Origin of the sequence: Paraburkholderia silviterrae (genome assembly GCF_004353915.1) — a bacterium.
In the GTDB taxonomy this organism is placed as follows: domain Bacteria; phylum Pseudomonadota; class Gammaproteobacteria; order Burkholderiales; family Burkholderiaceae; genus Paraburkholderia; species Paraburkholderia silviterrae.
This window is the reverse complement of sequence record NZ_SMRP01000003.1, coordinates 204,789-217,885: the sequence shown is the minus strand read 5'-3', so window position 1 is coordinate 217,885 and position 13,097 is coordinate 204,789. Positions and strand designations below refer to the sequence as shown.

General features: G+C 63.9%; 15 protein-coding genes, 1 tRNA gene and 1 pseudogene. 12 read left to right on the top strand and 5 right to left on the bottom strand.

Annotated elements, in window-relative coordinates; all coding sequences use genetic code 11:
* The first annotated feature begins 8 nt into the window (after positions 1-8).
* From ybgC to EYW47_RS08385, 9 genes are all read left to right on the top strand, one after another.
* Entirely contained in the window at positions 9-503 is a 495-nt protein-coding gene (ybgC, locus tag EYW47_RS08425) for a tol-pal system-associated acyl-CoA thioesterase (protein ID WP_133194415.1), read from the top strand.
* Positions 504-657: 154 nt separating this feature from the next.
* Positions 658-1,335 (top strand): protein TolQ, encoded by a 678-nt coding sequence (tolQ, locus tag EYW47_RS08420; protein WP_133194414.1) that lies wholly within the window; start codon positions 658-660, stop codon positions 1,333-1,335.
* Between the two features lie 27 nt (positions 1,336-1,362).
* On the top strand, positions 1,363-1,809 hold the full coding sequence (gene tolR, locus EYW47_RS08415; protein ID WP_043288927.1) for a protein TolR: 447 nt from the start codon (positions 1,363-1,365) through the stop codon (positions 1,807-1,809).
* Positions 1,806-2,810 carry a cell envelope integrity protein TolA gene (gene tolA / locus EYW47_RS08410; protein ID WP_133194413.1) on the top strand — a complete coding sequence of 335 codons (1,005 nt, stop codon included), beginning with the start codon at positions 1,806-1,808 and terminating at the stop codon, positions 2,808-2,810. Before tolR ends, tolA begins: the two co-directional genes overlap by 4 nt.
* 125 nt (positions 2,811-2,935) lie before the next feature.
* Positions 2,936-4,228: a Tol-Pal system beta propeller repeat protein TolB gene (gene tolB, locus EYW47_RS08405; RefSeq protein ID WP_133194412.1), complete on the top strand. Its 1,293-nt coding sequence runs from the start codon at positions 2,936-2,938 to the stop codon at positions 4,226-4,228.
* 18 nt (positions 4,229-4,246) lie between these two features.
* A complete protein-coding gene (gene pal / locus EYW47_RS08400; protein WP_133194411.1) occupies positions 4,247-4,756 on the top strand; it encodes a peptidoglycan-associated lipoprotein Pal in 510 nt (169 codons plus the stop codon).
* 23 nt (positions 4,757-4,779) lie between these two features.
* Positions 4,780-5,529, top strand: a complete 750-nt coding sequence (gene ybgF / locus EYW47_RS08395) for a tol-pal system protein YbgF (protein ID WP_133194410.1) — start codon at positions 4,780-4,782, stop codon at positions 5,527-5,529.
* A gap of 119 nt (positions 5,530-5,648) precedes the next feature.
* Positions 5,649-5,724, top strand: a tRNA-Lys gene (locus EYW47_RS08390).
* A 153-nt stretch (positions 5,725-5,877) separates the two neighbouring features.
* Positions 5,878-6,384 (top strand): BspC domain-containing protein, encoded by a 507-nt coding sequence (locus EYW47_RS08385; protein WP_133194409.1) that lies wholly within the window; start codon positions 5,878-5,880, stop codon positions 6,382-6,384.
* Between the two features lie 249 nt (positions 6,385-6,633).
* Here EYW47_RS08385 and EYW47_RS08380 read toward each other — a convergent pair whose 3' ends face one another.
* The 3 genes from EYW47_RS08380 to EYW47_RS08370 form a co-directional block, all read right to left on the bottom strand.
* Positions 6,634-7,215, bottom strand: a complete 582-nt coding sequence (locus tag EYW47_RS08380; RefSeq protein ID WP_133194408.1) for a YceI family protein — start codon at positions 7,213-7,215, stop codon at positions 6,634-6,636.
* Positions 7,216-7,310: 95 nt separating this feature from the next.
* Positions 7,311-7,898, bottom strand: a complete 588-nt coding sequence (locus EYW47_RS08375) for a YceI family protein (RefSeq protein WP_133194407.1) — start codon at positions 7,896-7,898, stop codon at positions 7,311-7,313.
* An 83-nt stretch (positions 7,899-7,981) separates the two neighbouring features.
* A complete protein-coding gene (locus EYW47_RS08370; protein ID WP_240763606.1) occupies positions 7,982-8,545 on the bottom strand; it encodes a cytochrome b in 564 nt (187 codons plus the stop codon).
* Positions 8,546-8,651: 106 nt separating this feature from the next.
* Here EYW47_RS08370 and EYW47_RS08365 point away from each other — a divergent pair, with 106 nt between their 5' ends.
* Entirely contained in the window at positions 8,652-9,569 is a 918-nt protein-coding gene (locus EYW47_RS08365) for a LysR family transcriptional regulator (protein ID WP_133194405.1), read from the top strand.
* Positions 9,570-9,993: 424 nt separating this feature from the next.
* Positions 9,994-10,368, top strand: a complete 375-nt coding sequence (locus EYW47_RS08360) for a hypothetical protein (RefSeq protein ID WP_133194404.1) — start codon at positions 9,994-9,996, stop codon at positions 10,366-10,368.
* 99 nt (positions 10,369-10,467) lie between these two features.
* On the opposite strand, the pseudogene EYW47_RS08355 reads toward EYW47_RS08360, so the two are convergent.
* A pseudogene (locus tag EYW47_RS08355) lies at positions 10,468-11,085 on the bottom strand (ParB-like protein); the annotation flags it as partial.
* 358 nt (positions 11,086-11,443) lie between these two features.
* Here EYW47_RS08355 and EYW47_RS08350 point away from each other — a divergent pair.
* Positions 11,444-12,256 (top strand): mechanosensitive ion channel family protein, encoded by an 813-nt coding sequence (locus tag EYW47_RS08350; protein ID WP_133194402.1) that lies wholly within the window; start codon positions 11,444-11,446, stop codon positions 12,254-12,256.
* A 144-nt stretch (positions 12,257-12,400) separates the two neighbouring features.
* Here the strand turns inward: EYW47_RS08350 and EYW47_RS08345 are convergent, their stop codons facing one another.
* Positions 12,401-13,093 (bottom strand): VTT domain-containing protein, encoded by a 693-nt coding sequence (locus EYW47_RS08345; protein ID WP_133194401.1) that lies wholly within the window; start codon positions 13,091-13,093, stop codon positions 12,401-12,403.
* Between the last annotated feature and the right edge of the window lie 4 nt (positions 13,094-13,097).

The window sequence follows — 13,097 nt, the reverse complement described above, 5'->3', positions numbered from 1 at the left end:
CCGGTAGAATGCGCGGCATGGAAAGATCTACCCGCAACCCGGATGCGACCCCATCACAGGCCGCAGCCGGCTTTACCTGGCCGGTACGCGTCTATTACGAAGATACCGATGCCGGCGGTATCGTGTTTTACGCGAACTATCTGAAGTTCTTCGAGCGCGCGCGCACCGAGTGGCTGCGCGCGTGCGGCGTCGACCAGCACAAGCTCGCCGAGGAATCCGGTGAGCTCTTCGTCGTGCGCAGCACCACGCTCGACTACCGTGCGCCGGCCCGCCTCGACGACGTCGTGACGATCGTGAGCCGTGTGGAAAAGCTGGGCCGCGCGTCAGTCGATTTCATGCAGACAGCATGGCGCGGCGATACGCTGTTAGTCATCGGAAAGATTCGCATTGCCTGCGTGAATGGTGCAGAAATGCGCCCTGCCCCCATTCCTGAGCACGTTTTTGAAGCTTTGGAGCGTGGCATGAAGAAAGTCTTGCCGGGCGTGTCAACGGCGGCGCAGTAATTGCCGTTGATACGACGCCGGTGAACTCGCGTCGGTCGATTCAGGACCAAGCTGGGTTCGGTTGCAGCGGCGCGACGCCTTTCCATTTGCCTTCGGAAAAATTCGCGTTGCCTTGCAGCCGCTCGCCCCTTGCGGGACGTTACCAAGAATCTCTATGAACACTACACAAGATCTATCGATCCTTTCTCTCGTCCTTAATGCGAGCGTACTGGCACAGGCAGTGATGGGATTGCTCCTGTTGATGTCCCTGATTTCCTGGACCTTCATCTTCCGCAAGTGGTTTGCCATCCGCCGCGCGCGTACGCAAACCGAGAATTTCGAGCGCGACTTCTGGTCGGGCGGCGACCTGCAGGCGCTCTATCAGAGCGCGGCCAACAACCGTCACACGATCGGCGCGCTCGAGCGTATCTTCGAGTCGGGCATGCGCGAATTCCTCAAGGCCAAAGAAAAGCGCCTGAACGATCCGAGCCTCGTGCTCGACGGCGCACGGCGCGCGATGCGCGCCGCCTTCCAGCGTGAAATGGATGCGCTCGAAGCGAACCTCTCGTTTCTCGCGTCGGTCGGCTCGGTGAGCCCGTACATCGGTCTGTTCGGCACGGTCTGGGGGATCATGAATGCGTTCCGCGGTCTCGCGAACGTGCAGCAGGCCACGCTCGCGAACGTCGCGCCCGGCATTGCCGAAGCGCTAACGGCCACCGCGATCGGTCTGTTCGCCGCCATTCCGGCGGTGGTCGCGTACAACAGCTACGCGCACGACATCGACCGCCTCGCGATCCGCTTCGAAACGTTCATCGAAGAGTTTTCGAACATCCTGCAGCGTCAGGCCCACTAATCTTCACCAGACAGCAAGGAGTCGAAGATGGGAGGCTCAGTCCGTTCGAGTATGCGAGGCAGCCGCTCGCGCCGTGCGATGGCCGACATCAACGTCGTGCCGTATATCGACGTGATGCTGGTGCTGCTCGTGATTTTCATGGTGACGGCGCCGCTGGTCGCGCCGTCCATCGTCAACCTGCCGACCGTCGGCGGCGCAAGCCAGCAGCAGCAGACGCCGCCCGTCGTGGTCAATATTCGCCCAGACGGCAATCTGAGCGTACGCTATAAGGATGATGCCGGCGCCACGCAGCAGGAAAGCATGTCGCGCGCCGATCTCAACGCCTTCGTCGCCGACCGCGAGCAGAGTCATCCCGACCAGCCCGTGGTGATCGCAGCCGACAAGTCCGTCAAGTACGAGACGGTGATGAACGTGATGTCCGATCTGAAGTCGCGCGGCGTCAAACGTGTCGGACTGCTCGTCAAATCGCAATGATCCGGAACAACGATTCGTATCCGCTGCGGCCTCCGCGCGAGCGGGGCACGGGACGTGCTCTCGCGCTCGCCGTGGTCATGCACGTGCTGCTCGGCTTGTTCCTCTATCACGGCATTCACTGGCAGAACAGCACGCCGGCGGGTGAAGAGGCGGAGCTCTGGACCGAAGTGCCGGATATGTCTACGCCGCGGCCTGCACCGCCGCCGCCCGTGCCGGTCACCCCTGCCCCGCCTCCGCCGCAAACGCAAGAGGCCGACATCGCGCTGCAACAGCAAAAGCGTAAGCAGCAGGAAGCGGCGCGCGAAGCGCAACTGGCCGAGCAGCAGCGTCTGAAGGCGCAGCAAGAAGCCGAGGCGAAGCGCCAGCAGCAACTCGCGGCCCAGCAGGCTGCGCAACTCGCCTTGCAGCAGAAGCAGGCAAAGCTCAAGCAACAGCAGCAGGACCAGCAGGCCGCCGCCGAGAAGCTCAAGCAACAGCAGCAGCAACAGCAAGAAGCGCTCAAGAAGCAGCAGCAGGAAGAAGCGCAAAAGCAGGCGAAGCTCGACGCGCAGAAGAAGGCTGACGCCGAAAAGGCCGCCAAGGCCAAGGCGCAAGCCGATGCCCAGGCGAAGAAGCTCGACGCCGAACGGCGCGCGCGCATCGCGCAGATGCAAGGCTCGATGGGCGGTGGCGAAGGCTCGAGCGGCAACGGTCTCGCCAAGAGCGGCACCGGCAGCGGCTCGGGCGGCAACGCGGCTTCGCCGGGTTACGCGGACAAGGTGCGCCGGCGCGTGCGTCCGAACATTATTTGGGCGGGCGAGACGGCGGGTCTGGAAACGGAAGTCGCGGTGCGCTGTTCGCCGAGCGGTACCCTGCTCTCGGCCACGATCACGCGCAGCAGCGGCAATTCGCAGTGGGACGAAGCCGCGTTGCGTGCGGTCCAGCGCTCGGATCCGATGCCGCTCGACGTCAGCGGCAAGGCACCGTCGAACTTTACAATTACTTTGCGCCCGGCAGGTTGACCGCGCAAACAGGGCACAGGGATGCTGATGCACAGCAGTGGACCCCAGGAACGATTCGAACGTTTTCGGGTCTGCTTGCTGTTGCTCGGTGTGACAAAAATCGCTTTTTCAGGAAACAGCACAGCATGAGTTTGATGACGAAGCTTGGCCTGCGAACTCTCGTCGCGTCTTGCCTGATCACGGTCGGCGGCGCAGCGAACGCACAACTGAACGTCCTCGTCACTGGCGTGGGCGCCACCCAGTTCCCCATCGCCACGGCAAATTTCGCGGGCGAAGCGAATTCTCCGCAGCAAGTCGCCGCCATCGTGCGCGCCGACCTCGCGCGCAGCGGCAAATTCACCAATATCGACGCAGGCAGCGCACCGATCTCGGAGAACGACTCGGTCGACCTCGGCAGCTGGAAGGCCAAGGGCGCCAACGCATTCGTCGCGGGCAGCGTGAACAAGCTCGCCAACGGCCAGTACGAAGTGCGCTTCAAGCTGTACGACACGGTGAAAGGGGAAAGCCTCGGCGGCCTCGTGCTACAGAGCCCGCCGAGCGGTCTGCGCATGACCGCGCACAAGGTTTCCGATTACATCTATCAGAAGCTGCTCGGCGACCGCGGCGTGTTCGCCACGCGTCTGTCCTATGTGATCAAGACGGGCAACCGCTTCCAGTTGCAGATTTCGGACTCCGACGGGCAAGACGCGCACATCGCGCTCTCGAGCCCCGAGCCCATCATCTCGCCGGCCTGGTCGCCTGACGGCACCAAGGTCGCCTACGTTTCCTTCGAAAAGAAAAAGCCCATCGTCTACGTGCATGACCTGCCCACAGGGCGGCGCGTCATGATCTCCGACCAGAAGGGCAACAACTCGGCACCGGCCTGGTCGCCGGACGGCCGCACGCTCGCCGTCGCGCTGTCGCGTACGGGCAACACGCAGATCTTCGCCGTCAACTCCGACGGCTCCGGTCTGCGCCGCCTCACGCAAGGCACGACGATCGACACGGAACCCACCTACTCTCCTGACGGACGCTGGATTTACTTCACGAGCGACCGCGGCGGCCAGCCGCAGATCTACAAGATGCCGGCCCAGGGTGAAAGCGCTGGCTCAGCACAGCGCGTGACGTTCACCGGCAACTACAACACGAGTCCGAAGATCAGCCCGGACGGCAAGGAACTGGCGTACATCTCACGCACGGGTGGCGGATTTAAGCTGTACATTCAAGATCTGCAGTCCGGCGTCGCTACGGCGCTCACCGACACGACACATGACGAATCGCCCAGCTTCGCGGCGAACGGTCAGTACATTCTTTACGCCACTCAGGTGAACGGCCGTGGCGTGCTGGCTGCCGTATCGACCGACGGTCGGACGCGGCAAATCCTGTCCGTTCAGGGCGGCATCGTACGCGAGCCGTCCTGGGGTCCCTTCATGCAATAACACTTCAGGAGAGCAATAATGATGTCGAATAAAGTCCGCCTGGCCTTGGCCGTCATGATGATCGGCGCGCTGGCCGCGTGTAAGTCGGGCGTCAAGACCGGCGAAAACGAAAACACCGGCGCGATGAGCACCCAGCCGAACCCGAACGCCGTTGCCCAGGTGAACGTCGACGATCTGGACAACCCGAACAGCCCGCTCGCCAAGCGCAGCGTGTACTTCGACTTCGACAGCTACTCGGTCAAGGACGACTATCAGTCGCTGCTGCAAGCTCATGCGCAGTACCTGAAGACGCATCCGCAGCGTCACGTCCTGATCCAGGGCAACACCGACGAGCGCGGCTCGAGCGAGTACAACCTGGCACTGGGCCAAAAGCGTGCTGAAGCCGTCCGCCGCGTCCTGGCACTCGACGGCGTGGGCGATTCGCAGATGGAAGCTGTCAGCCTCGGCAAGGAAAAGCCGGTTGCGCTGGGCCACGACGAAGCTTCGTGGTCGCAGAACCGCCGTGCTGACCTCGTGTATCAACAGTAATTGAGTATTGGATGAAGGGGCGTATGTCGCACCGTTTCTCCCCGCTGCGCCTTGCCGCAGCCGCCTGCGTAGCCGGTGTCGCCTTCACGGCGCTGCCGGCTCACGCGGGTCTCTTCGATGACGATCAGGCGCGCCAGGCGATTCTCGACCTGCGCGCGAAAACGGACAATCTGTCTAGCCAGCTGTCCGCCGCCCAGCGCACGATCCTCGATCAGTCCAACCGCCTCGACCAGCTCAACCAGCAGGTCGCGACGCTACGTGGACAGAACGAGGACATGGCGAATCAGCTGGCGACCCTGCAGAAGCAGCAGAAGGACTACTACACGGACCTGGACACGCGTCTCAAGAAGTTCGAGCCGCAGCAGCAAACCGTGGATGGCGTGCAGGGCACGGTTCAGCCGGGTGAGACGGAGTCGTTCAACGCCGCTTCACAACTGTTTCGCAGCGGCGACTTCAACAAGGCCGCTTCGGCCTTCCGCAGCTTCATCTCGAAGTATCCGCAGAGCCCGTACCAGCCGACCGCGCAATACTGGCTCGGCAACGCGCTCTACGCGATGAAGGACTACAAGGGGTCGACCGCGACGTGGCAGAGCGTGGTCAAGAACTATCCGCAGCATCCGCGCGCCCCTGAGGCGCTGCTGGCGATTGCGAACAATCAGATCGAGCAGGGGCAAAAGGCTGCGGCCAAACGCACGCTCGAGCAGATCGTTTCGCAGTACGGCAGCTCGGATGTGGCGCAAACGGCGCAGAGCAAGCTGTCACAGCTCAAATAAGCGCTGCCCGGCTCGGACATGATCGTGCGTACCCCGTGTACGCACGATTCGGGTTTCGGCAATCGGGCCGCGCAGGTTGACACCCGCTTAGCGCATCGCTATAATCTCGCTTCTCTTTTGGGTCGTTAGCTCAGCTGGTAGAGCAGCGGACTTTTAATCCGTTGGTCACAGGTTCGAATCCCGTACGGCCTACCAAAGAATCAGTCAGAAAGCCCAGTCCTCGCGACTGGGCTTTTTGCTTTGTAGCACCTGCCCTCGCCCTGGCAGTCCTCGCTGCGTCCCCCGCGCATCAGCGTGTATACTCCGCGTCCCCGCTGCCCCCTCTTCCGCCGCACAGGCCACGTCATCATGAGGTTCTCGACTCTCGCCTGCGCCGTGCTCGCGCTGTTCTGGATCAGTCTGCGCGCACAGGCGCAAATGCAAGCCCCGCCCGAAAGCTACGAATATCTGCGCCGCATTCGCGTGCCCGACGTCGTCGTGAACTGCGTCGCCGCGCTCGACGAGTGGGTCCATCAAGGCCAGCGCTACGATTCGCTGCTCGTGCCGGATCGGCGCGCGCTCACTGCACATATCGAAACGCCCGTTCCTGAAGGCGCCATCACGCGCGTCTCGTCGTCGGGCGCCGTTGTGCCGGACGCCGCTGCGCCGGACGCCGCTGCGTCGGGTGCCGCTGCGCCGGGCGCCGCCGCGCAACCCTCGCCCATCGACACGCTCATCCATCTGCGCGGCTTTGCCAAAGTGCGCGGCAAGTACGCCTGGGTGCCCGTGAAGGCAACCTGCAGCATCTGGCACACGCAAGTCGTCGATGTCGCGCTGACGCCGCGCGTGGCCAACGAAGGCTCGGCCATCCAGTAAGTTCAACTACGCGAGCGCCGGCCGTGGCGCTCGTGTGCCGCTCGCAACTCGCCTGGTTCTACTCAATTTTTGCCGCGGCTTGCGTTGCCCGCGGCTTGCGTTGCCCGCGGCCTGCGTGGCCCGCGGGTTGGCCATCGCGCGCGCCGCACGCATTCGATGCCGATGCAAAAAAGCCCGTGCGCAACACGCGCACGGGCTCCGATGAGCTGTGTTGGACGCTGCCTTTAAGCGCAGCGTCCGCTCACGCACTCAGTCAGCCTTGATGCCTTCCACCTGAATCTGCAGCGTCGTGGCCATCTTGAAGCCATAGGCCTTGCCGTAGTCCATGCCGAAGTCGGAACGGTCGAATTGGGCGGTCGCGTCGGCGCCGCACACTTCACGCTTGAGCATCGGGTTCTGGAAGCACTTGAACGAATCGATCTTCAGGTTCAGCGGCTTCGTGACGCCGTGCAGCGTGAACGTGCCGATCACTTCGACCGGCTTGTCGCCGTCATACTTGATCGACGTGCCCTTGTAGACGGCGGTCGGGTACTTGGCCGCGTCGAGCAATTCCGCCGAGCTCACGTGCTTGTCGAGCGTCGGGTTGCCGGTGTCGATCGACGCGGCGTCGATGGTCACGTCGACCGTGCCGGTCTTGGCCGCGCGGTCGAGCACGACGGTGCCCGAGCTCTTCGTGAATTTGCCGCGCCAGACCGAGACGCCGCCGAAGTGGTCGGCTTCGAAGCTCGGGAAGGTGTGCGACGGATCGAGGTTGTAGGTCGTGGGCGCGGCGAACGCGGGCGTGGCGATGGCGGCTGCCAGGGCGGCTGCGGCAAAGAAAGTGATCTTCATGAGAGCGTAAGTCCTGATGCGAGTAAAACGGCAAAAATAATGCGGCGAATAAAGTGGCGAATAAAACGCCGGATGAAGCGATCGACCCGCTCGCGTCAATGCGCGGCGGTCACGATGTGAAACTTGATCTGCACGTCGTCGGCGACGATGGACGTGTCCTTCCACTCGCCCGAGCCGATGCCGTAGGCGAGGCGCTTGATGGGCAGCGCGCCGTCGAACACCTGGTTCGCGCCGTCCTTGTGGTATTGCACCGGCACGACGACGTCGGTCGTCTTGCCCTTGATCGTGAGCTTGCCCGCGACCGAATAAGCGCCGTTCGCGCCCGCCTTGATCTGCGTGGAGACGAAAGTGGCGTGCGGGAAGTGCCCGGCGTCGAACCATTCGTCGCCAGCGACTTCCTTGTTGTAGTCGGGCGAGCCCAGGTCGAAGCTCGCCACGTCGACGTCGAGCTTTGCGCTCGATCCCGCGGCATTGGCCGGGTCGAAATGCACGTCGGCGTTAAAGTGGCTGAAGCGCCCTTCCACCGGCACGTTCATCTGCTTGAACACGGCCGAGACGGAGCTTTTCGCGGCTTCGGCCGCGGCGTCCGCGTTCATGGCGAAGGAGGCGGTGAACGCCGCGCCGGTGGCAAGCGCCGCGCCGAGCGCGACAACGGAAACTTTGGAGGCAAGACGTTGGATCATGGGCAGTCGGTTCGCTGTGAGCGGTAAAAGGACGACGAAACGGGGCGCACACCGCACCAGGTGCACGCCGATGCACGCCGGGCTCAGTCGCGCGGCGTGCCGAACGGCAGCATCCGCGAAAGAATGTTCTGGCGATCGAGCAACTGGTGCTTCACGACCGCAAGCACGTGCAGCACGACCACTGCGAGCAGCGTGTAGTTGAGCGCGATGTGGACGAGCCGCAGCACACCCTTGAGCACCTTGTCGGGGCCGATGATCGTGGGCAACGGCCAGATGCCGAGGTACACGACCTGGATGCCCGCCGCGGAGCTATAGAAATAGCCGGTCACGGGAATCGCGACCATCAGCAGGTACAGCGCGAAATGGCCCGCGTGCGCGGCGGCGCGCTCCCAGCCGGCCATGGAGCCCGGCAGCGCAGGCGAGGCGTGCGTTGCGCGCCACAGGATGCGCACCAGCACGAGTGCAAGCACCGTTACGCCGATCCACTTGTGCCACGAGAAGTAGCGCAGCTTGGTGGGCGTGATGCCGGGGATGTCGGTCATGATCCAGCCGAGCGCGAAGCCCCAGACGATCAGCGCGGCGATCAGCCAGTGCAGCAGCATGGCGACGCCGCTGTAGCGGCCGGTGGGCTTGACGGAACGATTCATCGACATGGACATCCTCAACAGGGAACGCGCACTTTAACCCGACGTCAGCTATTCAAACAATCGTCTAAAATGGATCATTACCATCCATTTTTTCGATAGGTCGATCATGGACCGCTCGCCGAGTCTCGAACAGCTGCGTGCGTTGATTGCCGTGGCGGAAACCGGCAGCTTCTCGGCGGCGGCGCGCCAGCTCGATCGCGCGCAGTCCGTGGTGAGCTACACGATCGCCAATCTGGAGGCGCTGCTCGGCGTCGCCCTCTTCGAGCGCGGCAAGCGCAAGCCCGAGCTCACGGCCGCGGGGCGGGCGATTCTCGCCGATGCGCGCCGTCTCGATCTGCTGATGGGTCAGCTTAACGCCAAGGCGGCCGGCCTGCAGCGCGGGCTCGAAGGCGAGGTCTCGGTGGCCGTGGACGTGATGTTTCCCTCCCAGCGGCTCGTAGAGGCGCTGCAGGCGTTCGCGCTGGCTTTTCCGACCGTGGCCCTGAACCTCACCATGGAGGCACTTGGCGGCGTGCTCAAGCTCGTGCTCGACGGCGACTGCGCCATCGGCATCAGTGGGCCGAACCAGAACTGGCCGCACGTGATCGAGGCGCGCGCGATCGGCAGCGTCGAGCTCGTGCTGGTGGCGGCGCCGAATCATCCGCTCGCACAGGCCGCCCAGCCCGTGCGCATTTCCGACGCGCGCGAGCACACCCAGCTCGTGCTGACCGACCGCAGCCGGCTCACCGTCGGCCAGACCTTTGGCGTGTACAGCAACCGCGCATGGAAGCTGGGCGACCTGGGCGCGAAGCACCGCCTGCTGCTCGCGGGACTCGGCTGGGGGTCGATGCCGCGTCATCTCGTCGAGGCCGATCTCGAAGCCGGACGCCTCGTGCGCATCACGCTCGCCGACCGCGGCGTGGTGAACTTCAACATCTCGCTGATCCACCGCACGGACGCCGCAACGGGCCCCGCATGCCAGTGGCTCAGCCATTACCTCGCAAGCGGCACGCCGCCTGAGACAGTGGTGGCCGACGCGTACTGAGCGCCTGCTGGGCGCGCATCGGGCGCGCATCGGGCGCGCATCGGGCGCGACGAAAGCGTACGCGGCACGCACCATTGCCTTGCCGTTGCGCCCCAACTTCCGCGCCCAGTTGCGTCGATACAACCCTCGCGCCACTGCCTGACAATGCTTCACAAACCCGCCTGAACCGCGCCACACGGCGCGCTCGCGCAGATGAGCGCCGCCAGGCGCGCCGCAACTCGCGCGAGGCCCATTTTTCGAGAAGCATCGTCGTGCCATGATCGCGCCGCGTTGGCGACCGATTCGCGGCCGATTCGCGGCCGATTCACGAACTATCCGCGATTAGCGCGCAAACAGCATGGCGCGGGCCGTTTGCCCGGCACGCGCTGCGCCGCTTGTGCGCAGTGCCTCGGCCGCCTTTTTTGTGCGTTGTCCGATACGTCTCATGTACACCTTCGTCTGCTGCCTGCTTTCCAATCTCGCTCTCCTCGCCGCCGTGCAACTGACGTGCGGATTCGTCCGCGCGATGCGCCCCGATCTGCGCGTGCGCGGCACGCGCGTGTTCATCGGCGTGATCGCGCTTGCGTTCGTGTTCGACGCCGCGCTCACTTTCCTCGTGTTCGCCGATGCAGGCGGCCCCTGGCGCAACCACAAGCCGGCCGATACGTTCTTCGCGCGCACCACCGCCTACCTGCTCGCGGCCGTGCTGGCAGTCGCCCTCGCGCGCTTCGGATGCCGGCGCAGCGCACACCGTGGAACGCCACCCAACGCGCTCGAGATCAAGACGTCGCCGTACACCAAGTCGACGCTGCCGATGTAAGCGCGCCGCGGCGCACTCAGCCGCCGCTCACGCTTTCTTTTTGCCCTTGCCGGGTGCGGCGGGTGCAGGGGCAGCAGCGGTCGTGCCGCCCGCGGGCGGCACGACCCCGGACCAGCCAGGCAAATAGCGCGCATCGGCGTCGTGCGCATGCGCGAGCGCATTGGTAAGCGCCTTGTCGAAGTCCTTCTGCACGCTCGCGGAACTCACCTTCTGGCGCAGATAGTCGGCCCAGAGAAATTCGCTGAAGGGCGTCGTGTCCTTTGCATAGCCGCCCGCCACGCGCAGCTCGCCCGCGAGGCTGCGATACGGGTCGTCGGCAAGACCCGAGAGCTGCTTGGGCAGCGACGCATAATCGCAGCGTTGCCCTTGAGCATCGAACGGATGCACCCACTGGTTGTGCTCCATCATGCGCCAGAAGATCGTGGGATCGAGCCACGAGAGGTCCTTGATGACCGTGACCCGCGCGCTCGGCACGCCTTCGTGGAGCCACGCGAGCCCGAGATGGTGATGATCGACCACGTAGTAGCGCTGCTTTGGGCCAAGCACGGCCGGGAACCAGTGGTTGTCGATGGCCGCGGCGCGCCCTTTCTTGTCGAGTGTCTTCCAGTGGTCGCGCTTGGCGTTGACCTCGCGAAACCCGACGGTGATCTGCGTCGGACGCAGCTCCTCGAGATTCACGTTGATGAGATGCAGATCGGTATTGTTCGACAGGATCATTGAGCCCTCCTCGATAGTGTCTTGATGATGTTTTGACCGTGGCAATGCCGCACGCGCAACGATACCGCCGATCGTTCATGCATTGAGCATGAAGTGCGCAGGGAGCGGGCCTGCTTTGCGCACACGCTGCGTGGAGTCAACCCGCAGGCGAGCGGGCACGTTCGTTGCACGCTCTCGCCGCTTGGCCTATAAATGCACCAGCGAGCACGCGACGGTGCGCCAGAATCCACAACAGCCCGTCTCGAGCCCGCCAGCTTTGCCCCCGGTTGCACAGTCGTCCCGCGTAGTTGCATCACCCGCCGTTCCTTGCAGTTCGCGCGTCTTATCCGGCTCAATCACCGTATCAAGCGAGGGCATCTTGGATCTCGAAACTGTTCGCTCATTCATCATGACCCGAGGCATCGACTTCGGGACCAAGGTTGTGGCGGCGATCGTCCTGTGGATCGTCGGGCGCTGGGTCATCAATCTCATCGCCGGCTTGCTGCGCAAGATGCTCTCGCGCAACCAGCGCGTCGATCCCACACTCGCGCATTACCTGGGCTCCATCCTCTCCGGTGTCCTGAACCTGCTGCTGGTGCTCGCCATTCTCCAGGTGTTCGGCGTGCAGACCACCTCGTTCGCGGCGCTGCTCGCGGGCCTCGGCCTCGCCATCGGCACGGCCTGGGGCGGCCTGCTCGCGCACTTCGCGGCGGGCGTCTTCATGCAGGTGCTGCGGCCGTTCAAGGTGGGCGACTTCGTGACGGCGGGCGGCGTGACGGGCACCGTGAAGGAGCTCGGCATCTTCGGCACGACCATCGTCTCGCCGGACAACGTCGTGAACATCGTCGGCAACAACAAGATCTTTTCGGACACCATCTCGAACTTCAGCGCGACGCCCGTGCGCCGCGTCGAGCTGACCGCGAAGATCGCCAACGGCGTCGACCCCGTCGATGCGGCCAACCGGCTGCGCGCCGTGGTCGCGAAAATCCCGAACGTCGCGCAGGATCCCGCGCCCGACGTCGAGGTGCTGTCGTTCACGCCCGAAGGGCCGCTCCTGTGCGTGCGGCCTTATACGAGCAACGATCACTACTGGCAGGTGTACTTCGACACCAACCGCGCGATCGTCGAGACCTTCAGGGATGCGGGCTACCCGACGCCGGAAACGCCTTCCATCATTCGCCGCGTGGGCTGAGCGCGCCACACAAAGTCAAACGGCATCGTCCTTGCGGGCGATGCCGTTTTTTATTTCGCGCCGGCGAGACCACCGTCACGTGCGAACCGCTCGCACGCACATGCCCCGGTCGCACTGCGCCGCCTTCAGCGGCGCTCAGCTTGTTCAGTTGCGGTTGCCGTTCGGCCCGCGCACGGTGCCGCCGTTCGTGTTCTTGCGCGTCATCTTCCAGAGCCCGCCGATGAGAACCGGCACGATCGCGGCGCCAATGCCCACGAGCACGATGACGTTGAGGTACTGGCGAATGAACGGGATGTTGCCGAAGAAAAAGCCGAGCAAAACGAGCAGCAACACCCAGAAGAGCGCGCCCGCGATGTTGAAGAGCTGGAAGCGCTGCATGCTCATCTGCGAGACGCCCGCGACGAACGGCGCGAAGGTGCGCACGACCGGAATGAAGCGCGCGAGCACGATGGTCTTGCCGCCGTGGCGTTCGTAGAAGTCGTGCGTCTTTTGCAGTGCCGCGCGGTCGAGGAAGCGTTCGAGCACGGGGATGCGCGTATTGAACACCTTCGGGCCGATGGCGCGGCCAATCAGATAGTTGACGGTATTGCCCGTGACGGCCGCGACGATCAGCAGGACTAGCAGCGCGCCGAGGCTCATCTCGTGCGAGGCCGCGAACGCACCGCCGATGAACAGCAGCGAATCGCCGGGCAGGAACGGCAACACCACGAGCCCGGTTTCGCAGAACACGATCAGGAACAGGACCGCATAAACCCAGGCTCCGTACTGCTGGATGAAGACTCCGAGAAACTTGTCGATGTGCAAGACAAGATTGGCAAACTGCAGAAGCGTATCCAAAAGT